The organism is Halococcus qingdaonensis (assembly GCF_024508235.1).
Classification (GTDB): Archaea; Halobacteriota; Halobacteria; order Halobacteriales; family Halococcaceae; genus Halococcus; species Halococcus qingdaonensis.
Genome location: NZ_CP101943.1, coordinates 2169629 through 2192995 on the forward strand (window position 1 = coordinate 2169629; position 23367 = coordinate 2192995).

Consider the following 23367-nt stretch of genomic DNA (forward strand, 5'->3'; position numbering starts at 1 on the left):
TCTGAACTACAAAAGCTCTGAGAAATACGAACCACACGTTCAGGAGTGACACGGCATATCGGCAGCGAGGGATCGATGGCGGGACCGTCACCTACTTTCACGCGCCGACCCAACATCGGACGATGGACGATCTCGAACGCCGGCGGGCGCTCGTCGAGGACCGCCTCGAAGCCGTCTGCGAGGTGGTCGAACCCGACACGCTCGGCGCGCGGATCGCCCACGTCGCGCTCTCGGGTGGCAAGCGTGTCCGCCCGACGGTCACGATGCTGGCCTGCGAGGCCGCCGGCGGCGATAGCGAGGCGGCGGTCGATTTCGCGGTCGGCATCGAACTCGTCCACAGCGCGTCGCTGGTCGTCGACGACATCATCGACGATTCGGCCGTCCGCCGGGGGACCGACAGCGCGTGGGCATCGTTCGGCTACGGCCCGGCGCTCATCACCTCGGACGGCCTGCTCGGCGAGGCGTTCGCGCTGTTCGCGACCGACGAGCGCGCGATGGAGGTCGTCAGCGAGGCGCTGGTCGAACTCGGTGAGGGCGAAGCGACCGAACTCGTCGACCGCCCGACAGCCGAGGACGAGTACATGGAACTCGCGCGCCGGAAGACGGGCGCGCTCTTTCGCGCGGCCGCGGAACTGGGTGCGGTGGCGGCCGACGCCGACGCGCGCACCGTCGAGGCGTTCGGCGAGTACGCCGAAGGGGTGGGTGTCGCCTTCCAGATCCGTGACGACGTGCTCGACGCGACCGCCGACGCCGACGAGCTCGGCAAACCGACCGGGCAGGACAGCGCGATGGAGCGGCCGTCGTTCGTCGAGATCACCGATCTCACGCCCACGGAGGGGACCGACCGCGCACGCCGGAAGGCCGACGCGGCGCTATCGGCACTCGATTCCGTCGAGCTGGCCGACGAACAGGCCGCGGGCTATCTCCGTGATCTCGCAGAGTTCGTCGTGGAACGCGAGCGCTGATACTGTTAGACAGACGTCTCCGAAGAACGGGTCTCGGAACCACACTCTGGCGATCGGCTGTTCGTGTCAGGAGATTCCGATCAGCCCCGTCCGACAGTACGAGAAAGTTCAGGCGTAGCGTTCGAGTTCCGGACGATCGAGGTCGGCGAGCACGTCGCCGGCGGTCTCGTCGAGCAGGCTACGACCCTCGGGCGTGACGCGTCGCCCCTCGCCTTCGGCGGTCTCGACCAGTCCCTCTTCTTCGAGCTGCTGGAGCGCGGTACGGATGATCTTCCCGCTGCCCTCGGTGGATTTCGTCGGGGCGACCGTGTACCGATTCGAGCCACCCTTCGAGCCGCCGTAGGCGGTCGTGAGCCGATCGACGCCGATCTCGCCGTCGATGGCGACGCGACGGAGGAGACTCGCGGCGCGGGTGCGCCAGAAGTCGTCCTGTTCGGGTGGGAGTTCGCGACTCATGCCGGTCTTGGCGAACCGTGCCCAGTCGGGCTCTTCGACCGAATCGGGGAGCTCCGCGGCGACGGCCGCGATGAGCTCGTTCGCCGGAACGTCGTAGAGAGTTGCCATGCTTCCAAAACGCTCGGCGCGGGGTTTAAACGCGTCGTTAGCGTTCGACCGCCGGTCGGGGTCACCGGTCGGCGAGCACTGCGGCGGTGGCCCCGCCGACGACCGTCGGCAGCGCGTAGGTCGCTCCACGATGGATGAGGACGGCCGCAAGAACCGTCGCCGCCGGAATGCTGCCGGTCGTCGCGGTCACGAGCGCGCCGAGGACCGCCTCGACGCCACCCAGCCCTCCAGGGAGCGGCGTGACACCGGCCATCGCGCCCGCGGGGATCGCCACGAGTACGACCGCCGCCGGGACAGTGTGGCCGAGCGCGAACAGCGAGAGCCAGAGAGACGTGGCGAGACCGACCCAGCCAGCGGCCGAAAAACAGAGCGCGAGCAGCAGTCCCCGCGGGTTGGTGCCGACGCGCTCGACGGCGGTGAAGAAGCCCTCGATCCGGCGTTCGAGCCCCGCGCGACTCGGCGGCGAGACGCCTGGAACGAACGCGCCGACCCGTCTGGCGAGCGGCGTCAACGTGTCGACGGCGACGCGCTCGACGCGATAGCGGTTCGTCCAGCCGAAGTAGACGGCGAGGAGCAGCGCGATCGCGAAACCGACGACGACGGCCGAGACGAGCAGGAGGTTCTCGCCGAAGGTGATCGTGGTCGCGAAGTAGCCCAAACCGATCAACGCGAGCACGATCGAGGGGACGAAGTTGAGCGCGTCGACGCTGGCGATCGCCGCCAGCCCGGTCTCGTACTCGCTGTCGGAGGCCCGCGAGACCAGCAGCGCGCTCACCGGTTCGCCGCCGGCTTGTCCGAACGGCGTGACGTTGTTGGCGAAGGTCGCGCCCGCGAAGACGAGCACGGCGACCGGAGCCGTAATCGGCGCACCGAGAACGCCGAGCACCGTGCGCAGCGAGAGCCCCCACGCCGTGAGCCAGCAGACCGCGACGGCGACCACGACGAAGATCACCGAGGGGTCGGCCAGCGACAGCGCACCGAGGATGTCCTCGATACCGACGAGCAACGAGAGAGCGGCGAGAGCGACGAGCGCGCCCGCGAAACCGACGAGCGTCGCTCTGAGGTTTCCGCCGCGTGTCATATCCGCCGAAAGACCGACCGTGGCATGAACCCTCCGGAACGCCCGCCGTCGGTCCCTCGGGCGAACCGGACCGGTTTTGGTCGCCGCCCCGTCATGCGGGGCATGGACGAACGGGCGGCGCTCGCGCTGCTCTCCGGGCGCGTCGCGGGAGCCGGCGACGACTGTGCGGTCTTCGACGGGTCGCTGCTCACGACGGACATGCTCCACGAGACGACCGACTTCCCCGATGGCACCACCAGATACACGGCCGGCTGGCGGGCGGTCGCGGCCTCGCTCTCGGACGTAGCGGCGATGGGCGGAGCGGCCAGCGCGGCGGTCGCGGTCTACGCTGCCCCCGCGTTCGACGAGGACGAGCTGACGGCGTTCGTCAAGGGAGCCAGCGATGTCTGCGAGTCGGTCGCTGCCGAGTACGTCGGCGGCGATCTCGACACGCACGAGGAGTTCACCGCGGCGACGACGGTGCTCGGGCGGGCCGAAGATCCGGTTCTTCGCTCCGGCGCGAACCCCGGCGAGGCGATCTGCGTCACCGGCACGCTTGGGCGGAGCGCGGCGGCACTCAGGCTGTTCGAGCGCGGCGACGACGCGCGCGCGAACGAACTGTTCCAGTTCAACCCGCGGGTCGCAGCGGGAAAGGCCATCAGCGAGCACGCGACCGCAATGATGGACAGCAGCGATGGGCTCGCACGCTCGCTGCACCAGTTGGCCGACGCGAGCGACTGCGGAATGTGCGTTTCAGAGACGCTCCCGATCGACGAATCGGTCGAGGAAGTCGCCGACGATCGCGACGAGGCTCACGAACTGGGCGTGTTTTTCGGCGAGGATTTCGAACTGGTATTCACGGTTTCCGAGGACGACCTCGAAGCGGTCCGCGAGGACTCACCCGTGGCCATCACGCGCATCGGGACGGTCGTCGAGGACGGCGTCACGCTCGACGGGGAGTCCCTCCCCGACCGCGGGTTCACTCACGGATAGGACCGAGGCGGTAGCTGGTGCAACGGTCGCAGCCGCCGGCTGCGGCCGGCGGTGCGGTTGCGGTGCGGGCCTGGCGTCTCGGCGAGCGGCGCGAGCCGAGGCTCAGGAGAGCATAGCCCTCCTGGTGGATGAAGGGCGAGATCGCGAACGAAGTGAGGGAGCGAGGGCTTCTGCGCTGCTGTGTGGTTTGCGGAAAGCCAGCATCCGCGCGAGTGGAACGAGCGCGGTTCACCGCGAACGAGCGCAGCGAGTGAGCGGGAAGTTTTTCATGAACGTTTTTGCAAGCGGGGGTCGGGCGAGCGAACGTGGTGAGCGAGCGCGACCCCCGCTTGCAAAAACGTTCAGAGCGAAAGCTCGTTCTCCATTCCTTCGGTCGCCTCGTCGAGCCCGTCGCGAGTGACGTCGTCGGTGTGGCTGGCGAGGTCGGCGTCGAGATAGATCTCGTCGAAGGCTTCGCGGAAGCGATCGCCGACGGCGCGGCGGGCGGCCTGCGTTTCGGCGACGCGGCGGTGGCGTTCGACGGTTTCGGGGCTGGTGTCGAGGTCGGCGGCGACCGTCGCGACGTCGGCGTCGGCGAGGCGGTCGCGGAGCTCGCTCGGTTCGATCGGGCTGTCGGTCTCGCGCTCGCGGACGAGGTGGAGCGCGAGGCGGGTGCGTTCGACGGTTTCGGTGGTGGTGTCGAGCGATTCGGCGATGGAGTCGTCGTCCGCGCCCGCGTAGAACGCCGCGACGAGGTCGACGCGCTGGGCGTCGTCGAGGCTCGTCGGGAGGTCGTAGCGGTCGGCCATCGCCGTGATGACATCCGCGGTGCGTTCCTCGGTCGAGCCGTCGCGCGTGAGCGAGCCGCGCACGTCCTCTTGGTGTTCGGTCACGGTCGACTCCTCGGTGACGTCGATGAAGATGTCGCGTAGCGATTCCGTTTTCTCGTCCATCAGTGGGGGACCGAACTGTCGGCGAGCTATCGGTAAAAGCCTGCCGCCGGCAACAGCGCGTTCGTCAACCGATCGTATTATATGGGTTGACGGAAGGGTGGATGTATGAGCATCGAGAACACCGACACCGAACTCGTCGGCGACGAAGTGGTGAGCAACCTCGCCCGTGCAGCGCTGTTCGCCGCTCTGACCGGCGCGTTCGCCTACGTGAGTTTTCCGAACCCGATCTCGCCCGCACCGGTGACGCTGCAGGTCCTCGGCGTCTTCCTGTCCGGGATCTTCCTCGGGCCGCTGTGGGGCGGCGTGGCCTGCGGGCTGTATCTGCTCGCGGGCGCGCTCGGCGCGCCGATCTTCGCCGGCGGGGCGGCGGGGATCGGCGTTCTGGTCGGCCCGACGGCCGGCTATCTGCTCTCCTATCCGCTCGCGGCGGCCGTCATCGGGGGCGTCGTCCACGGTGGTCGCACACCCGTCGATCCGGGAGCGGTTGGGCTCGGTCGACTGGTCGGCGGGCTGGCGCTCGGCACGGTCGTGATCTACGCGATCGGCGTGGCCGGGATGATGATCGTCCAGAATCTTGGGCCCGTCGAGGCGTTTCTCGTCGGCGCGGCGGTGTTCATTCCAGCCGAGATCGTGAAGATCGCCGCCGCCGTCGGCATCGTCCGCAGCGACGTAATGACCGCTGCATGATCGAGACGCGTGGGCTGACCTTTCGGTACGGGAGTGACGAATCGGGTGCTCCGGCCGTCGACGACGTCTCGCTCACGATTCGGGATGGCTCGTTCGTCGTGCTCGCCGGCCCGAACGGGTCGGGCAAATCGACGCTCGTCCGACAGTTCAACGGGCTGCTCGAACCCGACGCGGGGAGCGTGTCGGTGAACGACCAACCTGTCGACGAGAACGTCGTGGCCGCCCGGACGGCCGTGGCGATGACGTTTCAGGACCCCCGCGACGGGTTCGTCGCCGCGACGGTGGCCGCCGACGTCGCCTTCGGGCCGGAGAACCTCGGACTCGCGAGGGGGACGATCGACGAGCGTGTCGCGGACGCGCTCGCGGCGGTACGGATGGACGGGCGCGGTGACGAGCGCATCGATCGGCTGTCGGGGGGTGAGCAGGCACGCGTCGCGATCGCGGGCGCGCTCGCGATGGAGCCCGACCATCTCGTGCTCGACGAGCCGTTCGCCGGGCTCGATCAGCCGGCACGCGAGTCGGTGCTCTCGCGGCTGGAAGCGCTCGGTGAGGCGGGAACGGGGATCGTCGTCGTCACGCACGATCTGCGGGATCTGCTCGCGCTCGCCGACCGCGTGCTCGTCATGAACGAGGGGCGCGTGGCGCTCGATGCGGACCCCGAACGCGCGCGCGAACAGTTGTCGGGCCTCGCCGTTCGCGCACCGTGTTGAGCTACGAGCCAGGAGGATCGATCGCCCACCGACTCGACCCACGGGCGAAACTCGCCGTGCAGGTGGGGTTCGCGCTCGCGGCGTTTTCCCACACCAGCCCGCGCGGGCTCGCGATCGGAACGGTGCTCGCGGGCGTCGTTCTCGTGGTCGCGGAACTCCTCCCGCAGGTCGCCGTCTGGGAGGTTCGCTACGCGCTCCCGTTCGTGCTCGCCGGACCGCTGCTCGCCGCGTTCTCGCCGGCTCCGCCGTGGATCGTCCCCGCCGAGGCGATCGCGCCGGCGCTCGCGAGCTATCGCGTCCTGCTCGTGTTGGTCGTGAGCGTCGCGTACGTCAGGACGACGCCGGTGCGCGATTCGCGAGCGGCCATCCAGCGACTGCTGCCGGGGCGATTCGGACGGCTCTGTGGCGTCGGCGTGGCGCTCGTCTTCCGCTTTCTACCGGTGGTACTCGCCGATCTCTCGCGGGCGCGGGCGGCGATGCGGGCGCGCCTCGGAAGCGAACGCTCGCTCGCCGAACGGATGAAACTCGTCGCCATCGCGGGCGTTCGCCGTGCGGACATGCGGGCCGACAGGCTCGCGGTGGCGCTCCGTGCCCGCTGTTTCGCCTGGAACCCGACGCTGCCGGCGCTGCGGTTCGCCGCGCTCGACGGTCCTGCCCTCGCGTTCGCGCTCGTGCTGTTCGTCTGGGCGCTGCTGTGAACCGATCGGCGATATCGGCGGACGAATGGCGACGACACGACCTCGCTTGGCGGCCGTGGAAGACACGTAAACTCGGAACGGATTGTTCGTTCCCACCCGACAGCAGGCAGACGGTGTGCGTTGGCAAGACTTAACCCGGCCGCCCGACACTCCAACGATAATCAATGACACTCGTGCTGCAGGCCGGTGAAACCATCACCCGGGAGACCTTCTGGCGGATCGGCCCGGTCGGGAAGGCGCTGTTCTACTTCCTCGCCTTCCTGGCGATCGCGATACTGCTCTACGGGGTCTACGACCGGTTCGCGGGCTATCTTCAGGGCACGGACGACGCCGTTACCCGACTCGACGATCTGCCCGAGCGGGTGGCGAGCAGCGTCAAGACCGTGCTCTCGAACGAGAAGCAGTTCAACCGCGATCTCTACGGCGGGCTGATGCACGCGTTCATCATGTGGGGTTTTCTCACTCTCCTGATCGGCACCACCATTCTGATGATCGACATGGATGGCTACCAGCTCGTCACCGGCCTCCTGGGCGAGGAGCAGTCCTTCTTCATCGGCGACTTCTATCTCTCCTACTCGCTGGTGATGGACGCGCTGGGACTGCTGTTCGTCGTCGGCCTCGGCATGGCGATCTACCGGCGGTACGGCGTCCGCAACGATCGACTCTGGGATCGCCACACGAGCCTCGAAGACGGCGCGTTCGTCTGGACGCTGTTCCTGCTCGGCGTCGGCGGCTATCTCGTCGAGGGCGTGCGCATTCTCGCGACCGGCTTCCCCGACTTCGAGACGGTGAGCTTCGTCGGCTGGTTCGTCGCGCTCGTTTTCCAGGGCGCTGGCGTCTCCCAGGAGCTGGCGACGACGGCGTATCCGGCCGCATGGTGGTCGCACTCGCTGCTCGCGCTCGGGTTCGTCGCCGCCGTGCCGTACGCCAAACCGTTCCACATGCTGTCGAGTTTCGCCAACGTCGTCACGCGCGACGAGAAGTCGGGTGTCCGTCTCCCGGGAGTGCCGGCCGACGAGGCCCCCGACGAGATCGGCTTCACCGAGGTCGAGGACATGTCCTGGAAACAGATGCTCGACCAGGACGCCTGCACCAAATGTGGCCGCTGTTCGTCGGTCTGTCCCGCCAAGGCGTCGGGTCGACCGCTCGATCCGCGAAACGTGATCCTCGACCTCAAGAGCTATCGCGAGTCGGTCGGCGCCGGCGGCGAGACCAAGGAGATCGTCGCCGACGGCGGCGCGAGCGTCATCGATTCGCGCACGATGGAGTCCTGCATGTCCTGTATGGCCTGTATGGACGCCTGCCCCGTCGAGATCGAGCACGTCCCGCAGTTCACCGAGATGAACCGCCGGCTGACCGAGATGGGCGAGATGGACGACAACGTCCAGGAGACGATGATGGACGTCTTCCAGCAGGGCAACTCGTTCGGCGAGCCCGAGCGCAAACGCCCCGACTGGGTCGAGGAGCTCGACTTCGACGTGCCGGACGCGCGTGATGGCCCCGTGGAGTATCTCTGGTACGTCGGCGACTACCCGAGCTACGACGAGCGCAACAGGCGCATCGCGCGCTCGATGGCGACGATCTTCGAGCACGCGGGCGTCGACTACGGCATCCTCTACGAGGACGAGCAGAACGACGGCAACGACGTGCGGCGAGTCGGCGAGGAAGGGCTCTACGAGATGCTCGCCGAGGACAACGCCGCCGCCTTCGAGGACTGCGAGTTCGAGACGCTCGTCTGTACCGATCCCCACAGCTACAACACGTTCAAGAACGAGTATCCCGAGCTGGAGGGCGTCGAGTGGAATTCTGATGGAGAGATCGACGTCCACCACTACACGCAGGTCGTTCAGGAGCTCGCCGACGCTGGCGCGCTCGATCTCTCGGGGACGGCACTCGATTACACCGTGACCTACCACGATCCCTGCCATCTCGGCCGGATGAACGACGAGTTCGAAGCGCCGCGCGATCTCGTCCGGCGTACTGGTGCAAGCCTCCACGAGATGCCACGAAACCGGTCGAACTCCTTCTGTTGTGGCGGCGGCGGTGGCGGGCTCTGGATGGACTTCGACGAGGAGCCCAAACCCAGCGAGGAGCGCCTGCGCGAGGCGCTCGAGGATACCGACGCTGGTAACGAGATCGAGAAGTTCGTCGTCGCCTGCCCGATGTGCATGACGATGTACGAGGACGGCCGGAAGACGGGCGATTTCGAGGAGCGCATCGAGATCATCGGACTCTCCGAGCTACTGGCCGAGGCGCTCGAAGCGGACACGGTAGCCGGAGCGACCGGGACGGGCGTGGACGCGGCCCCGGCGGACGACTGAGATCGTTTGCGGAAAGCAGTTTCAGAACGCGACTTCGATGACGCCGAGCGAGATCGCCGCGAGCGCCGACTCGAAAATCACGGTGCCGATCGCCGAGAGGACGACGAACTTCCGAGTGCTCATCTCGGCGAAGCCGGCGGGCACGGTGAGCATCCCACGGGTGAACAGGAGGGCGTTGCTCACCGGCACGACGACGGGGCCCCAGCGCTCGAACCAGCCGTCGAAGCGGTCGAGAGTCGACTCGCTGACCCGAAACCAGCGCTTTTCGAGCAGCCACTCGCGGCCGCCGCGCTTGGCGAGCACGAACAGACCGACCTGTCCGACGGTCGCGCCGAGCACGGCGACGCCGATGATCGTCGCGATGCTCGGCACCGAGTGGCCGAGCAGGCCGATCGAGACGGGGACGATGGCCTCGCTCGGCATGAAGTACATCAGCATGGCTCCTTCGAGGACGAACACGCCGAAGAGCGCGACGAGGGCGTACTCGGAGTCGAGCAGGTCACGGAGATAGGGCGGCATCTCGGCGACTTGGAGGACCGGAACGGCCATCGACCGGGGCTACTCCGCAGGCTCCTAAATCGTTTGCGTCATGCCGCGGGTGTTTTGCCGCTCGCGAGCGGAGTGAACGCATGGATCCCACACGTCGCCCGCGACGGCTCCGCCGGGACGGGCTCCGCGATCTCGTGAGCGAAACGGCGTTGCAGGCGAACGATCTCATCGCGCCGATGTTCGTCGACGCCACGACCGACGAACGCGAACCGATCGAATCGATGCCGGGCCACGAGCGCGTGCCCGTGAGCGAGGCGGTCGCGCGCGTCGAGGAAATCCAGGCAACGGGTGTCGAATCGGTGATCCTGTTCGGGATCCCCGAGTCGAAGGATGCGCGCGGGACGCGCGCGTGGGCCGAGGACGGCGTCGTTCAGCGCGCGCTCCGGCGCGTCACCGCCGAGACCGACGTGTTCGCGATCACCGACGTCTGTCTCTGCGAGTACACCGATCACGGCCACTGCGGCGTGCTCGACGACGGCGCGCGTGAACGCTGGGAGCGTGCGGAAACCGACGGGGGCGTAGCGACGAGCGAGCGGGAAGCGAGTCTCACGGTCGACAACGACGAAACCCTGGAGCTGCTCGGGAAGATCGCCGAAAGCCACGCCGCGGCGGGGGCGGACATGGTCGCCCCGAGTAGCGCGACCGACGGGATGGTCGGCGCGATCCGGGAGACATTGGATGGGGCGGGCCACACCGACGTGCCGATCATGAGCTACGCCGCCAAATACGAGAGCGCGTTCTACGGGCCGTTCCGGGACGCCGCCGACGGCGCGCCGGCCTTCGGCGATCGCCGGCACTACCAGATGGATCCCGCGAACGCCGACGAGGCGCTCCGGGAGGTCGATCTGGACGTCGAGCAGGGCGCGGACGTACTGATGGTCAAACCGGCGCTTCCCTATCTCGACATCGTCCAGCGAGTCGACGAACGAGCCGACCAGCCCGTGGCGGCCTACAACGTCTCCGGCGAGTACGCGATGTTGCAGGCCGCCGCCGAGAAAGGGTGGCTCGACATCGATGCCGTGGCTCACGAGTCGCTGCTGTCGATCAAGCGCGCCGGTGCGGACCTCATACTCACTTACTTCGCCGAGGACGTCGCCGAGTCGCTCTGAGGCTGCGCGCAGCGGGTCGATGGGGAGACAAGGAACGAGGCCGAGAGAGAAGATACTTGACCGACGGCGGGTAGACCTACTCGATGTACGATTTCGTCGTCGTGGGGGCCGGACCCGCCGGCTCGCGCTTCTCACGACAGGCCGCGCGGGCGGGCCACGACGTGCTCTGTCTCGAACGCGGCGAGGTGGGACGCCCGCTCGCCTGCTCGGGCCACGTCAGCACCGATATCTGGAACTTCACGCCCGAAGGCGCACGCAACGAGCTACTACAGAACGAGGTCTCGGGGGCGCGCTTTCACGTCGGCGGCCCCGGAAGCGAGAGCCACCTGTTCTACAAGGACGAGACCATCTCGAACGTCATCGACAGGATCGGTCTGGATCGCACGCTTGCGCGTGCGGCCCGCGAAGCGGGAGCCGATCTCCGGGAGAACCACAGTGTCGTCGGCCTCGACGAGGACGCAGACGGGGTGACGGTCCGGGTACGAACGCCCGACGGCACCGAGACCGTTCGTACGCGGATGGTCGCAGGCTGCGACGGGCCGGTCTCCCGGGTGCGGCGCGAACTCGACATGCCCGAACCGGGCGAGAAACTCCAGGGCATTCTCGCCTTTTCGGAAGAACGCGATCCGGGCTCGCACGTCGACGTCCACCTCACAGTGCCCGAGTTCTTCGCCTGGCGCATCCCCAGAGGCGACGCCGGCGTCGAGTACGGTCTCGGGGCCGCACCGGGCGAGAACGCCACCGACCTATTCGACCGATTCCTCGACGCGTACGGCGTCGAGACGGGCGAGACCTGCGCCGGGATGATCCCGATCGGGCCGGCCGAGCGCGTCACGAGCGATCGGGTCTTCCTCGTCGGTGACGCCGCCGCCCAGACCAAACCGTTCACCGGCGGCGGCATTCTCTACGGGATGACGGCCGCCGATCACGCTGCCCACGAGATCGACCCCCAGCAGCCCGAGACTCTCGGAAAGTACGAACGAGCCTGGCGCTCGGATCTCGTGCGCGAGATCCGCCTCGGCCACTGGGTTCGCCGGGCGTACTCGCTGCCCGATGCCGTCCAACGGACGGGATTGTCGGCGCTCTCGGGGAAGATCGGCGTCCACATGGACAAACCCTCCACGCTGTTCTCGCTGGAGAGCCTCAAGACGCTGCTCTCGCGATCCTAGTAGTTGGGGAGTCGCGCCGACCGGTCGCTCCCGTCGACGAACGGGAGCGTCGCGACGGTCGCTGCACGTTCCTCGCCGTCGATACGAACCGTCAGTTCGTCCGCATCGAGAGTGAACTCGCAGAGCGCGAGCGCGATCGGTTCTTCACACATGGGGCTCTCGACGGCGCGCGTCACCTCGCCCACCGTCGCATCGCCGTTGAAGACTGCCGCGCCCGCTTCGGGGAGGCGATCGAGAGCGAGCCCGACGAGTCGGCGGCTCGGCCGACCTTGGTTCTCGACGCGCGAGACGACTTCCTGGCCGACGTAGCAGCCTTTCTCGAAGTCGAGCGCGTTCCGCAGGCCGAGCACGTTCGGGATCCGCCCGCGGAGTTCGGTCTCGAAAAGTGGCGTTCCGGCTTCGAGCGTGAGCGCCTCCCACGTATCGTAGCCGAACGGCGCGGCGTTCAGGCCGTTGTTGATGAGCGTGTCGAACACCGATTCGGCCGCGTCGGCGTCACAGACGACCGTGTAGCCCTCCTCGCCGGTGAGCCCGTCGTCGCGGATCACCGTCACGCCGTCGTCGCCCATCGAGCCGCGGACGAAGGCGAGTTTCGACTCGGGCGAGCTCGCGCCGTTGAGGACGCTCGCGATCTTCTCGGTCGCCTTCGGGCCATACACGCCGAAGACGCCGAACCCCTCGGTCGCGACCGTGATCTCGACGTCCTGGATGAACGTCTTTCCCGACCACTCCTCGGCGACCGCGGCGGCGCGCTCGGGGGGCGTGAACACCAGCAGCCGCTCGGCGGTGGTGTAGATGTAGAGATCGGTCTCGATCTTGCCCTGTGGATCGCAGAGAAGCGCGTAGCAGCCCGCTCCGTCCTCGCGGGGGACGCGGTTCGAGACGGCGTTGTCGACGAACTCGATCCGGTCGTCGCCGGTGACGGTGAGAACGCCGTAGCCCATCTCGATGACGCCGACGACGTTTCTGACGGCCAGATGCGTGCGTTCGGGCCGGCCGTAGTGGGCGGCGACGCGGACCCCGCCCCGGTCCTCGAAGGTCGCGCCGTGGGACTCGTGAAGCGTTTCGACGAGCGTCATTGCCCACGATTGGGGCCGATCGCGGATAAGGCGTGTCTTACAGCCCGAAGCGCTCGCGGAGGCGGTCGAAGAACGTCGGCTCGTGGTTGTCCTCGTCGGGATCGGGCACCACTCGCTCGTCGGGCGTGATATGTAAGCGCCCGTCCTCGGTTTCGGTCTCGATGAGGCCGTCGTCGTTGAGTGCGGCGAGTGCGTCCTCGAGTTCGTCGATACCGGTGTCGGCGTGCGAGCGGAGTTCGAACACCGTCAGCCCCTCCTGACGGTCGACCAGCGCGTCGAGGATGGCCACCTCGACGTCGCCGCGGTCGCGAAACTCGCGCTTTGCCCTCATGGAACGGGGTTCGTCCGGACCGGTCTTACGCTTATCCCTCGGCAGCCAACAGTAGAGTTTATTGCACGCGATACGAAAGCACATCCCGATGGGAGTCAAGTGTTCGCTGCTCGGGCACGACTACGGCGAGAGCGAGATCGAGCGCGAGCGCGACGAGGAGGGCGACGAGGTCGTGCGGACGGCCAAACGGGTCGAACGCTGTCGACAGTGCGGACGGACGCGAACGATCTCCGAGAACACGGAAGTCACCACGCTCGAAGCCGCTGCCGGCGTGGTTCGCAAACCCGACGGCACGGTCGTCGCCGCGACCGACGAGGCGGCGATCACCGACGAGATCGACGGCGACGTCGTCATCGAATCCCCCGCCGGCGAACGACCGGTCGAGGGAGCGACAGCGGTCGAAGACCCCACAGCGACCGGGGAATTCGTATCGAACGACGAATCAACAGCGAACGACGAGTCCACGTCGGTCGAACCGCTCGGAGCTACCGGCATCGGATCGGAGACGAGTCACTCGTCCGAGATAATCGAGTCGGTAACGTCGTCCGAAACCGACGACGATCGGGTTGTCGAGGACGAATCCACGGGGTCGGTCGACATTGATCGCATCGGCCACGACCGCAAGCCACAGCGGCCGACGCGTGCGCCCGGCGAGTGGCCGACCGACCCCGACGAGGACGGGGCGACGGCGGACGATACCGACGACGCCGGCTCGCTCGCCGACGGTGGTGCGGCCGTCGCCAGCTGGCCCGAGACGGACGAGCCCGAGGCAGTTGCCGACGACGAGGCCGAAGCGACGACTCGTGGAAAGCGCCAGAGCCGCCGGCCGGGCGATACGCTTTCGTGTGGCTCGTGTCGGTTCACCAATCTCGTCGCCGATTCGCCGCTACGAGCGGGCGACATCTGCCCCGACTGCGGCAGCGGCTATCTGGCGTGGGAGACGCGAAAGGGGTAAATTCACCCCTCGCAAAGCTGGCGTCCATGCGTGAGTACAAGATGCGCCGCGGCGAGCACCTGGACGAGCGAATTCCCGACATGGAAACGACCGTTGAGGAGTATTTCGGCCCGCCGACAGCGACCAAGGAATACGAGGGGAGCGACCTCTACGTGGTCGAAGACCCCGAGAACGCGGTCTTCGAGCGTATCGTCGCCGGCACGGTCGAATACGGCTCGAAGAAGGACACTCTCGCCGTGCATTTCGAGGAACGACCCGCCGAGGAGGTCATCGCCGAGGGCAACGCCGACGCCGCCGCGGACGCGGTGGACGCGAAAAACGATTTCCTGCTCGAAGCGACCGGGCGGGACGCGAAAAGCCGCCGCGAGTCGATGAAACGCACGGTTGAGGACGACGCGGAAACGCCCGATAACGTCTGAGGCCGTCTCGGAAGGGTTGCGTTCGTACAGCGTTATTACTATGGGCGACGAGTGGCATCCATGCTGACGACGCCGATGCGACGAACGGTCGTCGCTTCATTGATCGTGCTGCTCGTGTTCTCCGCCGGCTGTTCGCAACTCACCGAAGATCCGATCGAGCGAGAAACCACCGATGCAGTCTTGGAGGGGACGGCAACGCCCGATCCGTCCGCCGCGACCACGACAGTGGAAACCGCGACGGCTGCGGCGACGGCCACAGCGAGTCCGACGGCTGTTGCGACGGAGACACCGACTGAAACGCCCACCGCAACACCGACGGAGACGGCGACATCCACGCCGACACGAACCGAGACGACCACTCGGACAGCAACACCGACCGAGACGCCTACCGCAACGCCGACAGCGACCGAGACAGCGACACCGACGGCAACTGAAACGCCGACAGCGACGACCTCCGCAACGACGACGTCGGACAATCGCAAGGTGCTCGTCATCGAGGCGGCGGGCGATGGAGCGTCATCCTACGAAACGGTCTTCGACGGCTCCGCGAAGTACGGCCCCGAGGCCGACCGATCGGGTGAAGCCGACCATCCCGATGACATTCGCCGGATCGACGCCGAACCGTACATCACGATCAACGGCTACGTCGGCGACGGTGGCTCCGATTCGTACTACGTCACTGGTTACTACGGATCGCTCGAAAACAAGGGCGACGTGCCGCTGAAGGTCTATTACGACGGCGAACTCTGTATGACCGTCGAGCCACATTCGAGCGATTCCTGTACCCCGTAGCTGCATCGACGGCGATCACTGGTTGCTATCGATGTCGAGAAAGAGAAGCAGCTCGGCGTTACCCCTGACGACGGGTGGCTATTTGGTCGGATAGTGAGGACAGTCGCCATCGGTCGGAGAAACCGACTACTCGCCGAGTTTCGTCCGGCTGATGCCGACCGAGGCGGGCGTGATGATGAGCTGATCGTCGGCCTTCTGGACGATGTCGCCCCCGACCTCGCGGGTGATCTCCTGGAGGTCCTGCGTGATGCGCTCCATCGTGCGGTCGGTCGCGGTGTGGCGGGTGATGTCCGCGATCACGATGTCGCCGTCGTAGATGGCGTTTTTGATGTCGATGACGTCGCGCTGGCCCTCGATGCGCGCGATGTGCACCTGTGTCGAGGCCTCCTCGACGCCACCCTCGACGTCGTCGATGTCGAGGGGGACGTACTCGCCGCCGGCCTGGCGCTGTCGGGAGCTGCCACCCCCGAGAATGTCGTCCATGAGTCCCATGCGCCCACGCAGATCGGATTCGGTATATCTCTTACGACCCCTCAACGACTGCTGGCCGGAGTGTTCTTATGACACCTAGCCGTACCGATCGTGTGACGACCGTCGAGCCCACCCGAACCCGCGAGGCCGTTCGTGCCGATCTGCTCGCGGTGTTCCGTATCGAGAAGGCCTCGTTCGCCCAACCGTGGCCCTACCGTGCGTTCGAGCGCTTTCTCGGAATTCCGGGCTTTCTCGTCGTCGACGTCGACGACGGCGGTGAGACGGGCGCGATCGCCGGCTACGTCGTCGCCGACAGCGAACGCCAGCGCGGCCGGCCGGTCGGCCACCTCAAGGACATCGCGGTCGATCCAAGCTATCGCGGACGGGGGATCGGCGCGACGCTGCTCGAACGCGCCCTCGACGCGATGTACCGCCAACAGGTCGGACGGGTGAAACTCGAAGTCCGCGAGAGCAACGAGCCCGCACTCGCGCTCTACCGACAATATGGCTTCGTCCACCGCAGCACCGCGACGGGCTACTACGCCGACGGCGAGGACGCGCTCGTGCTCGTCCGCGAGTTCGACTGACGCTACTGTCGGAGGGATACCACGACCATCGCACAGGTCGACTCGCTTCCCGTCCCGACGTTTGCGAGGGCGGCTGATGGAATACGTCCCTCCGACAGTATCACTCCCCGTTCACCGTTGCCGCATAGTCGGCCAGTCCCGCCCCGTCGCGCGGCTGGTCCGGTATGTTTCGTGCTGCGGCCTCGAACTCGCGCATGATCGGCTCCGGCGCTGTCTCCGGAGCGACGGTCAGATATTTCGCGACCATCCCGGTGACCTCGGGGGACGAAAAGGACGTTCCCGAGGCCTTGACCCACGGTCCGTCAAGCTCCGTGCCCATCGCCGTACCGGACGCCTGCGCGAGGCGGTTGTCCTTACCGATGGCCGCGACATCGGGGTTGTCACGGTCGGGGTTGTAGGACGAAAACTCCGCGATCGCCCCGTCCTCGGTGCAGGCCGCGATCGAGAAGGCACGCTCGGCAGTCGCCGGACTGCCCGATTTCTCGCCCGAATTTCCGGCCGATACGACGTCTCTGATGCCCTTCTCGACGAGTTCGTTGTGTGTTCGGTTGATGGCTTGCGAGCTCTCGCTCGATCCCCAGGACATGTTGACGACGTCGTACTCCTCGACGTTGGTGTGGAGCCACTCGTAGGCGCGCATGATGACGTTGTTCTTCGTCTGTCCCTCCTCGCCGAAGATCCGTAGCGCGACGAGCGACGCGTCGGGCGCGAGACGGGTGATCTGACCCAGCACAGCTGTCCCGTGTCCGACCGCGTCACCCTCGCCTGATCCCGTGACGTCGACCTGTTCGATACTCTTGCCCTCGAAGGCCGGATGCTCGGGGTCGATCCCCGAGTCCATCGCCACGACGGTCAGCCCCTCGCCGGTGGTATCGTCGTCGGGCACGTCGTGGAGTTCGCGCACGTCCTCGATCGTCGCCACCGCCGCGGGGTCCTCGCTGACGGCGGCGGGTTCGAGGTGCGGTTCGACGGTCATGTTCGGTTCGAGATCGAGCACGCGGTCGTCGTCGGCGATCGTCGATTCGTGATCGGCCTCACACTCGATGTAGGCCGCCCCGCTCGTGCCGAAATCGTACGTTTCGACGACGTTGCACTCCATTTCGCCGAGGAACCCGGCCGGCTCGCGCGTAAAGACGATGCGGTCGTTCATGCTACCATACCACGTACGTCGTGCGAGCCCTTAACAGTTCAGCCCGAATCGGGCGAAAAAATCGTCCGCTCGACGTGCGGACTGTGACTCCGACGCGCGACCTACTTCTCGACGATCCGCTCGTCGACCGCTTCGCCGAAGTGTCTGGCCGTCGATTCGTAGTAGACGCGCACCTCGTCGCCGGGTTCGAGCTCCGTCACCGCGCGCGGCCCCTCGCGGGTGGCGACCTTGATCGTCTCCGCGTTCTGGAGCAGCGTCTCGATCCGGTCGCCCGTGGGCTCGCCGCCCTCCGCGTCGTCGATGTCGCTGCCGACGACGGCCTCGATGCGGAACATCGGCCGGCGCTCGATCTTCGCCCGCCCCACGAGCGCCTCGCGCGCGTGGCCCTCGGTGTCGACGATCTGGATCTCGTCACCGCTGCCGAGTTCCGAGAGATACTTCGTCCCGCCGCCGGGCGTGCGCGCGTAGGCGTGGACGGCACCGGCGTTCACCCGGAACGGCCGCGAGGCGACGTAGGGCGACTCGGCGGTCTCGGCGTGGACGAAGAACAGTCCCCGGGACATCGAGCCGACGAGCATCCCCTCGTCGCCCTCCATCAGCGATCCCGTATCGACGCAGACCCGATCGGCCGAGCCGACCTGTTCGACGGCGGTGATCTCGGCCCACTGGAGGTCGAGCGTCTCGCGCTCGGCCGCGTCGCGGATCTCGACGGTCTCGCGGATCTCGTCGGGGTCGTCGCTGTCGAGCAACACGCCGTCGGCACCCGTCTCGAGCGTCTCGAAGGCGGTCTTGGCCTCCGCCGCGCTCTCGACGCCCGCGACGAGTTCGGTCTCGTCGCCGATGCGCGCGATGAGGTTCTCCAGAGGGATGATCGTCCAATCCTCGCCGACGACGATCGTGTGCTCGGCCGCGTCGGCGGCCTCCTCGGCGAACGCCTCGTAGTCGTCGTCGAGAATGCGGACGTAGGCCCCGTCGGCTTCGCCCCGTCGCAGTGCCGAGAGGTCGGCCGACCCCGAGAGATCGGGCGGGAGATCGACGGAACCGTCACCCTCGCCGTCCTTGCCGACGACGGTCGCGTCCGGTGCGTCGCCGGTGTCGATGACGTCGACGCCGTTGCCGTCGCCGAAGGCCGCGACCGAGACCGCGCCAAGTTCGCGCACGCGCGAGACATCGCTCTCGTCGCAGAGCACCCAGTCGACGCCGGCCTCGAGACCGGCGGTGATGCGCCGCTTGCGACTCTCCCAATCGCCGACCGAGCCGTCCGCCTTGAGCCAGACCGTCCGTGTCATGTCGTGGCGGTCGAAGCGGGCAGGCTTGAACGTGGCGAAAGCGGTCGCTGTGAGTGGAAATCACGTTCGTTGCGCAGCGGCGTCGCTCCACACAAGCGGTGTCACGAAACGGGACCAACGGGGGACGACGGCGGACCAACTCTGAACGATGCGGGTGATGCCACGCAACGGCCGCTCGTCATCCCGACGTGGGCGGAGCAGTGATCGGCTCCACGTTGACTAAACGTTTCGTTAGGTCATAAGCCTTCTGCTGGCACAATACGGGTTCGTCGTGAGGGGGCGATAGGTTACCCCGAAGTGCGATCGTGTTTCGAAGAATGCGATGATGGAACAATCGGGTGAAGACTCGCTCCGTCGCTACGCCTCGACGGCCAATCCGGCGCGATCGAGCGCTTCCTCGGTCGGGAGGTCGTCGTGGACGACGCCGGAGACCGCGCGCGCCATCGCCTCGGGATCGTCGTGCTGGAAGACGGTCCGGCCCATCGAGACGCCGGCCGCACCGGCGTCCATCGCGCCGCGGACGGCGTCGAGCGAGGCACGGTCGCCGGCCGGATCGCCGCCGGCGATGAGGACGGGCAGGCGGGTCGCGTCGGTCACTCGCTCGAAACTCTCGGCATCGCCCGAGTAGCCCGTCTTGATGAGATCGGCACCGAGCTCCTCGCCGAGTCTGGCGGCATGGGCGAGGCGTTCGGGGTCAGCTTCGTCGACGCCCGGCCCGCGTGCGTAGGTCATCGCGAGCACGGGAACGCCGAACTCGGCGGCGCGTTCGGTGACGTCCGCGAGATCCTCGATCTGGTTCGGCTCGGTCTCGCTGCCGACGTTGAGATGGAGCGAGACGGCGTCCGCGCCCGCCCGGATCGCGCTCTCGACGGTGCCCGTGCGCCGTTTGTCGTTCGTATCCGGGCCGTCGGCCGTCGAGCCGTTGAGGTGGACGATGTAGCCAGCGCCGTTGCTGTTGGGATGGACCCGCGGCGCGATGCCCTTCTGTGTGAGTATCGAATCCGCGCCGCCGCGTGTCACCGCGTCGATCGTGGATTCGATGTCCGCGAGCCCCGCGACCGCCCCGAGGGTGAGCCCGTGGTCCATCGGTACCACGAGGTAGCGGCCGTCGGTTCCGATGCGATCGAGTCGTGCGTGCGTCCCGGCGTGCATACTGACAGTCGGTGCCACGGTGGTTATGTTCGTTCCGGTCGCGGCGCGACCCCCGCCACCGCGCCCTCCTTCAGTTCGCGCGCCGTCGCTTCCAGTTCGTCGGCAGCATCGGTCCCCTCCTGGGCGATGATATCGACGAAGACGCTGCCGGCGACGACGCCCTCCGCGCCGGCGGCGACGATCTCACGAGCGTGCTCGCCGTTCGAAACACCGAAGCCGACGGCACGCGGGACGTCGGCCTCCGCAAGTCGCGCGAGCGAGTCATGAGTCTGATCGCTTACGTCCGCGCGCGCACCGGTCGTCCCGAGGCGAGCCTGGACGTAGACGAACCCCGAAACCCGCTCCAGCACTCGCTCCAAACGCTCGCCGCGCGTCGTCGGCGCGACGATGAAGACCAGATCGATATCGTGGAAATCGCAGGCCGATTTCAGCGTGTCGCTTTCCTCGACGGGGAGGTCGGGCACGATGAGTCCCGCGAGGCCCGCCTCGGCGGCAGCCTCGACAAACGGCTCGACGCCCCTCTCCTGTCCGTACTGGTAGATGAGGTTGTAGTAGGTCATGCAGACGAGGGGGACGTCGACGTCGAGACTCGCCACGAGGTCGAAAAAGCGGTCGGGCGTCATGCCGGCGTCAAGCGCGCGCTGGATCGCGTTCTGGATGGTGGGACCGTCGGCAATCGGCTCCGAGAAGGGTAGACCGAGTTCGATGACGTCCGCGCCGCCGTCGGCGAGCGCACGCACCTGTGCGGCGGTCGCGTCGGGGTCCGGGTCGCCGGCGGTGATGTAGGGCACGAGCGCCGCGTCGGTGTCCTCGAAGGCTGCACGGATCGCACTCATTCGAAGACCTCCATCGTGGGCGCGCTCTCGATGTCGCGCTTTTCGGTCTCCTCGATAACGCTTTCGAGGTCCTTGTCGCCCCGGCCCGAGACGTTGACTACGATGTGCTCGCCGGGGCTTTCGATTTCTTCGAGATACGCGAGCGCATGGGAGGTTTCGAGCGCCGGGATGATTCCCTCCAGTCGGGACAGGCGATGGAACGCGGAGAGCGCGGCGTCGTCGCCGACCGAGACCGCTCGCACACGGTCACTATCGACGAGATCGGCGAGTTCCGGGCCGACCCCCGCGTAGTCGAGGCCCGCGCTCACGCTGTGTGATTCGAGAATCTGGCCGTCCGAGTTCTGGAGGAGTTTCGTGCGCGCGCCGTGGAGGACGCCCTCCTCGCCAATCGATAGCGAGGCCGAGTTGGGTGCGAGATCCTCCTCTTCGTCGATTTTCAAACTACTGCCGCCGGCCTCGACGGCGACCAGCGAGACGGTATCGTCCTCAACGAACGCGTCGAACGCGCCCATCGTGTTCGAGCCGCCGCCGGCACATGCGAGGACGCTGTCCGGGAGAGCCCCTATTTTCTCTTCCATCTGGCGTTTCGCCTCCGTACCGATGACGGACTGGAAGCCCCGGACCATCGTCGGGAACGGGTGCGGCCCGACGACCGAGCCGATGACGTAGTGGGTGTCCTCGACCGTGGTCGCCCACTCGCGCATCGCCTCGTTGGTGGCCTCTTTGAGTGTACCGCTGCCCGTGCTCACCGGGTTGAGCTCCGCCCCGTTCAGCCGCATGCGGAAGACGTTCGGGCGCTGGCGGTTGATGTCGCGCTCGCCCATGAACACTTCACAGTCCATGTCGAGGTGGGCGGCGGCCATCGCGGTCGCCGTTCCGTGCTGGCCCGCACCGGTCTCGGCGATGATGCGCTCCTTGCCCATGTACTTCGCCAGCAGCACCTGTCCGAGCGCGTTGTTCAGTTTGTGCGCACCCCCGTGCAGGAGGTCCTCTCGCTTGAGGTAGACGTCGAACCCGTATCGCGAGCTCAGCGTCTCGGCGTGCTGGAGCGGCGTCGGTCGCCCGCCGAACTCCCGTAGTCGCGTCCGGAACTCGTCCATGAACCCGTCCTCGTTGTCGAGCACGTAGCGTCGGTAGGCGTCGTCGAGTTCCGAAATCGCGGGCATCAGCGCTTCGGGCACGTATTGGCCGCCGTACTCGCCGAATTTTCCCGATGTCTCCTCGCCCGCGTCGGTCTCGCTCATCGCTCCGCCCCCACGAGCCGCCGGGTGTTCGCCGCGACGTCGCCGTCCATGAGCGCGCTGCCGACAAGCAGCCCGTCGGACCCGGCACGGCGCATCCGCGCGGCGTCTTCCTCGCTGGCGATACCGCTCTCGGCGACGAGCGTCACGTCCGCGGGTGCGTGGGGCGCGAGCTCCTCGAAGGTCGAGAGACTTACCTCCAAACGGGCGAGATCGCGGTTGTTGATGCCCACGATCTCCGCCCCGGCCGCGAGCGCGTCGTCGAGCTCCCCTCGGGTGTGGACCTCGACGAGCGGCTGGAACCCGCGCTCGCGCGCTGCTGTGACGAGTCCCGAGAGATCGTCGACGAACCGTGCGATCAGGAGCACGGCGTCGGCCTCGACGATGTCCAATTGATCTTCACGACGGATGAAGTCTTTTCGGAGAACGGGCACCGAGACACGCTCGCGCACCCGTCGGAGAGCGTCGGGCGACCCGCCGAAATGGTCGGGTTCGGTGAGGACAGAGAGTGCCGCCGCACCGCCGTCGACCAGCGCCTCGGCGAGTTCGACCGGATCGTCGTCGCGCCGGCCGTCGGTCGTCGGGCTCGTGGGCTTGACCTCGCCGATGATCGGCACTCGACCGTCCTCCTCGGCCGCTGCGAGCGCCGCCGGCAGCGATCGTGCAGCGACCGACAACCGCCGGTCACCACCGCCGCGCTCGTCGGCGGCGGCCAATATCGACTCGATCGCGGGAGCGACCCCCTCGCTGGCGTTCATTGTTGTACATCAAGGCACTGTTTTGTACATAAGGCTTGCGTCACGCACCGCTCGCGGACAGAATGTTGAAGGTCGACACGGGGCTATATTTGGTATGAGCGAGGCAGCCGGCATCTACGCGCGCGAATCCGACTACCTCGACCGCTGCGTGCAGATCGGCATCGCCGGCGATCGCGTGCTCTCGGTGAGTTTTCCGGCGAGCCTCGCGGCCGATGCCGACCCCGACCACCCGCTGCTCGACAGACTGTTCGAGTATCTGGCTGGTGCACCCGACGAGTTCGACGACATCGAGCTCGCACTCACCGTTCCGACCGACCAGCGCGCGGTGCTCGACGCCGTCCGAGAACTCGCCTACGGCGACCAGACCACTGTCGAACAGCTCGCACGGCGCATCCCCACGCTCGACGCGGACGACGACCGCGACCGCGTCCGCACCGCCCTCGACGAGAACCCCATCCCGATCCTCATTCCCGACCACCGCGTGCGCGACGGCCCGAGCGCCGTCCCGCCGAAGGTCGAGCAGAAGCTCCGCTCGCTCGAAGGGCTCTAA

General features: G+C 67.2%; 27 protein-coding genes. 13 read left to right on the plus strand and 14 right to left on the minus strand.

Translation table 11 applies throughout. The features are described 5' to 3' along the window. Positions 1 to 122: 122 nt before the first annotated feature. Positions 123 to 965: a polyprenyl synthetase family protein gene (locus tag NO363_RS11195; RefSeq protein WP_256685132.1), complete on the plus strand. Its 843-nt coding sequence runs from the start codon at positions 123 to 125 to the stop codon at positions 963 to 965. 108 nt (positions 966 to 1073) lie between these two features. Here the strand turns inward: NO363_RS11195 and NO363_RS11200 are convergent, their stop codons facing one another. Both NO363_RS11200 and NO363_RS11205 read right to left on the minus strand, forming a co-directional pair. After that, the gene (locus NO363_RS11200; RefSeq protein ID WP_256685133.1) at positions 1074 to 1529 is read right to left on the minus strand and encodes a 30S ribosomal protein S19e; all 456 of its coding nucleotides are present in this window, start codon (positions 1527 to 1529) and stop codon (positions 1074 to 1076) included. Between the two features lie 61 nt (positions 1530 to 1590). Continuing rightward, positions 1591 to 2610: a lysylphosphatidylglycerol synthase transmembrane domain-containing protein gene (locus tag NO363_RS11205; protein ID WP_256685135.1), complete on the minus strand. Its 1020-nt coding sequence runs from the start codon at positions 2608 to 2610 to the stop codon at positions 1591 to 1593. A 102-nt stretch (positions 2611 to 2712) separates the two neighbouring features. Between NO363_RS11205 and thiL the strand changes: the two genes are divergently transcribed. Then, on the plus strand, positions 2713 to 3582 hold the full coding sequence (thiL, locus tag NO363_RS11210; protein ID WP_256685137.1) for a thiamine-phosphate kinase: 870 nt from the start codon (positions 2713 to 2715) through the stop codon (positions 3580 to 3582). Between the two features lie 341 nt (positions 3583 to 3923). Here thiL and NO363_RS11215 read toward each other — a convergent pair whose 3' ends face one another. Then, positions 3924 to 4514 (minus strand): conditioned medium-induced protein 4, encoded by a 591-nt coding sequence (locus tag NO363_RS11215; RefSeq protein WP_256685139.1) that lies wholly within the window; start codon positions 4512 to 4514, stop codon positions 3924 to 3926. A gap of 105 nt (positions 4515 to 4619) precedes the next feature. Between NO363_RS11215 and NO363_RS11220 the strand changes: the two genes are divergently transcribed. From NO363_RS11220 to NO363_RS11235, 4 genes are all read left to right on the plus strand, one after another. Next, positions 4620 to 5201, plus strand: coding sequence for a biotin transporter BioY (locus tag NO363_RS11220; RefSeq protein WP_256685140.1), 582 nt, complete (start codon positions 4620 to 4622; stop codon positions 5199 to 5201). Continuing rightward, complete coding sequence (locus NO363_RS11225) at positions 5198 to 5911, plus strand: energy-coupling factor ABC transporter ATP-binding protein (protein WP_256685142.1); 714 nt, start codon at positions 5198 to 5200, stop codon at positions 5909 to 5911. The genes NO363_RS11220 and NO363_RS11225 overlap by 4 nt, the downstream gene beginning before the upstream one ends. Beyond that, positions 5905 to 6609, plus strand: a complete 705-nt coding sequence (locus tag NO363_RS11230; protein ID WP_256685144.1) for an energy-coupling factor transporter transmembrane component T family protein — start codon at positions 5905 to 5907, stop codon at positions 6607 to 6609. The genes NO363_RS11225 and NO363_RS11230 overlap by 7 nt, the downstream gene beginning before the upstream one ends. Before the next feature lie 164 nt (positions 6610 to 6773). After that, complete coding sequence (locus NO363_RS11235) at positions 6774 to 8930, plus strand: heterodisulfide reductase-related iron-sulfur binding cluster (RefSeq protein ID WP_256685146.1); 2157 nt, start codon at positions 6774 to 6776, stop codon at positions 8928 to 8930. Positions 8931 to 8951: 21 nt separating this feature from the next. Here the strand turns inward: NO363_RS11235 and NO363_RS11240 are convergent, their stop codons facing one another. After that, positions 8952 to 9479, minus strand: coding sequence for a DedA family protein (locus NO363_RS11240; RefSeq protein ID WP_007739771.1), 528 nt, complete (start codon positions 9477 to 9479; stop codon positions 8952 to 8954). Between the two features lie 80 nt (positions 9480 to 9559). Between NO363_RS11240 and hemB the strand changes: the two genes are divergently transcribed. Together hemB and NO363_RS11250 are read left to right on the plus strand one after the other, a co-directional pair. Then, positions 9560 to 10588, plus strand: a complete 1029-nt coding sequence (gene hemB / locus NO363_RS11245) for a porphobilinogen synthase (RefSeq protein WP_256685147.1) — start codon at positions 9560 to 9562, stop codon at positions 10586 to 10588. An 83-nt stretch (positions 10589 to 10671) separates the two neighbouring features. Then, complete coding sequence (locus NO363_RS11250; protein ID WP_256685149.1) at positions 10672 to 11757, plus strand: geranylgeranyl reductase family protein; 1086 nt, start codon at positions 10672 to 10674, stop codon at positions 11755 to 11757. Here the strand turns inward: NO363_RS11250 and ygfZ are convergent. Together ygfZ and NO363_RS11260 are read right to left on the minus strand one after the other, a co-directional pair. Next, entirely contained in the window at positions 11754 to 12836 is a 1083-nt protein-coding gene (gene ygfZ / locus NO363_RS11255; protein WP_256685151.1) for a CAF17-like 4Fe-4S cluster assembly/insertion protein YgfZ, read from the minus strand. The two genes, NO363_RS11250 and ygfZ, sit on opposite strands and share 4 nt — an antisense overlap. Before the next feature lie 37 nt (positions 12837 to 12873). Continuing rightward, the gene (locus NO363_RS11260; RefSeq protein WP_007739776.1) at positions 12874 to 13167 is read right to left on the minus strand and encodes a DUF6432 family protein; all 294 of its coding nucleotides are present in this window, start codon (positions 13165 to 13167) and stop codon (positions 12874 to 12876) included. 88 nt (positions 13168 to 13255) lie between these two features. Between NO363_RS11260 and NO363_RS11265 the strand changes: the two genes are divergently transcribed. Then, positions 13256 to 14122 carry a DUF7093 family protein gene (locus NO363_RS11265; RefSeq protein ID WP_256685152.1) on the plus strand — a complete coding sequence of 289 codons (867 nt, stop codon included), beginning with the start codon at positions 13256 to 13258 and terminating at the stop codon, positions 14120 to 14122. A 26-nt stretch (positions 14123 to 14148) separates the two neighbouring features. Next, positions 14149 to 14541 carry a DUF5611 family protein gene (locus NO363_RS11270; protein WP_256685154.1) on the plus strand — a complete coding sequence of 131 codons (393 nt, stop codon included), beginning with the start codon at positions 14149 to 14151 and terminating at the stop codon, positions 14539 to 14541. Positions 14542 to 14579: 38 nt separating this feature from the next. Here NO363_RS11270 and NO363_RS11275 read toward each other — a convergent pair whose 3' ends face one another. Further along, positions 14580 to 15017 carry a hypothetical protein gene (locus tag NO363_RS11275; RefSeq protein ID WP_256685156.1) on the minus strand — a complete coding sequence of 146 codons (438 nt, stop codon included), beginning with the start codon at positions 15015 to 15017 and terminating at the stop codon, positions 14580 to 14582. 7 nt (positions 15018 to 15024) lie between these two features. On the opposite strand from NO363_RS11275, the gene NO363_RS11280 reads away from it, so the two are divergent. Then, positions 15025 to 15333, plus strand: a complete 309-nt coding sequence (locus NO363_RS11280; RefSeq protein ID WP_256685159.1) for a hypothetical protein — start codon at positions 15025 to 15027, stop codon at positions 15331 to 15333. Positions 15334 to 15459: 126 nt separating this feature from the next. Here NO363_RS11280 and NO363_RS11285 read toward each other — a convergent pair whose 3' ends face one another. Beyond that, positions 15460 to 15825 (minus strand): cell division protein SepF, encoded by a 366-nt coding sequence (locus NO363_RS11285; RefSeq protein ID WP_256685161.1) that lies wholly within the window; start codon positions 15823 to 15825, stop codon positions 15460 to 15462. A 68-nt stretch (positions 15826 to 15893) separates the two neighbouring features. On the opposite strand from NO363_RS11285, the gene rimI reads away from it, so the two are divergent. Then, the gene (gene rimI / locus NO363_RS11290; protein ID WP_256685163.1) at positions 15894 to 16391 is read left to right on the plus strand and encodes a ribosomal protein S18-alanine N-acetyltransferase; all 498 of its coding nucleotides are present in this window, start codon (positions 15894 to 15896) and stop codon (positions 16389 to 16391) included. 100 nt (positions 16392 to 16491) lie between these two features. Here the strand turns inward: rimI and NO363_RS11295 are convergent, their stop codons facing one another. The 6 genes from NO363_RS11295 to trpC all read right to left on the minus strand — a co-directional run bounded on the left by NO363_RS11295 (position 16492) and on the right by trpC (position 22817). After that, on the minus strand, positions 16492 to 17541 hold the full coding sequence (locus NO363_RS11295; RefSeq protein ID WP_256685165.1) for a S8 family peptidase: 1050 nt from the start codon (positions 17539 to 17541) through the stop codon (positions 16492 to 16494). A 101-nt stretch (positions 17542 to 17642) separates the two neighbouring features. Then, positions 17643 to 18830: a 3-dehydroquinate synthase II gene (locus tag NO363_RS11300; protein ID WP_256685166.1), complete on the minus strand. Its 1188-nt coding sequence runs from the start codon at positions 18828 to 18830 to the stop codon at positions 17643 to 17645. Positions 18831 to 19187: 357 nt separating this feature from the next. Further along, on the minus strand, positions 19188 to 19982 hold the full coding sequence (locus NO363_RS11305; RefSeq protein WP_256685168.1) for a 2-amino-3,7-dideoxy-D-threo-hept-6-ulosonate synthase: 795 nt from the start codon (positions 19980 to 19982) through the stop codon (positions 19188 to 19190). A gap of 23 nt (positions 19983 to 20005) precedes the next feature. Beyond that, positions 20006 to 20818: a tryptophan synthase subunit alpha gene (trpA, locus tag NO363_RS11310; protein WP_256685169.1), complete on the minus strand. Its 813-nt coding sequence runs from the start codon at positions 20816 to 20818 to the stop codon at positions 20006 to 20008. Continuing rightward, a complete protein-coding gene (gene trpB, locus NO363_RS11315; RefSeq protein ID WP_256685171.1) occupies positions 20815 to 22062 on the minus strand; it encodes a tryptophan synthase subunit beta in 1248 nt (415 codons plus the stop codon). Before trpB ends, trpA begins: the two co-directional genes overlap by 4 nt. After that, a complete protein-coding gene (gene trpC / locus NO363_RS11320) occupies positions 22059 to 22817 on the minus strand; it encodes an indole-3-glycerol phosphate synthase (RefSeq protein ID WP_256685173.1) in 759 nt (252 codons plus the stop codon). The genes trpB and trpC overlap by 4 nt, the downstream gene beginning before the upstream one ends. A gap of 94 nt (positions 22818 to 22911) precedes the next feature. On the opposite strand from trpC, the gene NO363_RS11325 reads away from it, so the two are divergent. After that, positions 22912 to 23367, plus strand: coding sequence for an MGMT family protein (locus tag NO363_RS11325; RefSeq protein WP_256685175.1), 456 nt, complete (start codon positions 22912 to 22914; stop codon positions 23365 to 23367).

What these genes read in the sequence shown, in the direction of transcription:
- NO363_RS11195 (WP_256685132.1), top strand. Translation starts at nt 123, where the DNA reads ATGGACGATCTCGAACGCCGGCGGGCGCTCGTCGAGGACCGCCTCGAA.
- NO363_RS11200 (WP_256685133.1), bottom strand. Translation starts at nt 1,529, where the DNA reads ATGGCAACTCTCTACGACGTTCCGGCGAACGAGCTCATCGCGGCCGTC.
- NO363_RS11205 (WP_256685135.1), bottom strand. Translation starts at nt 2,610, where the DNA reads ATGACACGCGGCGGAAACCTCAGAGCGACGCTCGTCGGTTTCGCGGGC.
- thiL (WP_256685137.1), top strand. Translation starts at nt 2,713, where the DNA reads ATGGACGAACGGGCGGCGCTCGCGCTGCTCTCCGGGCGCGTCGCGGGA.
- NO363_RS11215 (WP_256685139.1), bottom strand. Translation starts at nt 4,514, where the DNA reads ATGGACGAGAAAACGGAATCGCTACGCGACATCTTCATCGACGTCACC.
- NO363_RS11220 (WP_256685140.1), top strand. Translation starts at nt 4,620, where the DNA reads ATGAGCATCGAGAACACCGACACCGAACTCGTCGGCGACGAAGTGGTG.
- NO363_RS11225 (WP_256685142.1), top strand. Translation starts at nt 5,198, where the DNA reads ATGATCGAGACGCGTGGGCTGACCTTTCGGTACGGGAGTGACGAATCG.
- NO363_RS11235 (WP_256685146.1), top strand. Translation starts at nt 6,774, where the DNA reads ATGACACTCGTGCTGCAGGCCGGTGAAACCATCACCCGGGAGACCTTC.
- NO363_RS11240 (WP_007739771.1), bottom strand. Translation starts at nt 9,479, where the DNA reads ATGGCCGTTCCGGTCCTCCAAGTCGCCGAGATGCCGCCCTATCTCCGT.
- hemB (WP_256685147.1), top strand. Translation starts at nt 9,560, where the DNA reads ATGGATCCCACACGTCGCCCGCGACGGCTCCGCCGGGACGGGCTCCGC.
- NO363_RS11250 (WP_256685149.1), top strand. Translation starts at nt 10,672, where the DNA reads ATGTACGATTTCGTCGTCGTGGGGGCCGGACCCGCCGGCTCGCGCTTC.
- ygfZ (WP_256685151.1), bottom strand. Translation starts at nt 12,836, where the DNA reads ATGACGCTCGTCGAAACGCTTCACGAGTCCCACGGCGCGACCTTCGAG.
- NO363_RS11260 (WP_007739776.1), bottom strand. Translation starts at nt 13,167, where the DNA reads ATGAGGGCAAAGCGCGAGTTTCGCGACCGCGGCGACGTCGAGGTGGCC.
- NO363_RS11265 (WP_256685152.1), top strand. Translation starts at nt 13,256, where the DNA reads ATGGGAGTCAAGTGTTCGCTGCTCGGGCACGACTACGGCGAGAGCGAG.
- NO363_RS11270 (WP_256685154.1), top strand. Translation starts at nt 14,149, where the DNA reads ATGCGTGAGTACAAGATGCGCCGCGGCGAGCACCTGGACGAGCGAATT.
- NO363_RS11285 (WP_256685161.1), bottom strand. Translation starts at nt 15,825, where the DNA reads ATGGGACTCATGGACGACATTCTCGGGGGTGGCAGCTCCCGACAGCGC.
- rimI (WP_256685163.1), top strand. Translation starts at nt 15,894, where the DNA reads ATGACACCTAGCCGTACCGATCGTGTGACGACCGTCGAGCCCACCCGA.
- NO363_RS11295 (WP_256685165.1), bottom strand. Translation starts at nt 17,541, where the DNA reads ATGAACGACCGCATCGTCTTTACGCGCGAGCCGGCCGGGTTCCTCGGC.
- NO363_RS11300 (WP_256685166.1), bottom strand. Translation starts at nt 18,830, where the DNA reads ATGACACGGACGGTCTGGCTCAAGGCGGACGGCTCGGTCGGCGATTGG.
- NO363_RS11305 (WP_256685168.1), bottom strand. Translation starts at nt 19,982, where the DNA reads ATGCACGCCGGGACGCACGCACGACTCGATCGCATCGGAACCGACGGC.
- trpA (WP_256685169.1), bottom strand. Translation starts at nt 20,818, where the DNA reads ATGAGTGCGATCCGTGCAGCCTTCGAGGACACCGACGCGGCGCTCGTG.
- trpB (WP_256685171.1), bottom strand. Translation starts at nt 22,062, where the DNA reads ATGAGCGAGACCGACGCGGGCGAGGAGACATCGGGAAAATTCGGCGAG.
- trpC (WP_256685173.1), bottom strand. Translation starts at nt 22,817, where the DNA reads ATGAACGCCAGCGAGGGGGTCGCTCCCGCGATCGAGTCGATATTGGCC.
- NO363_RS11325 (WP_256685175.1), top strand. Translation starts at nt 22,912, where the DNA reads ATGAGCGAGGCAGCCGGCATCTACGCGCGCGAATCCGACTACCTCGAC.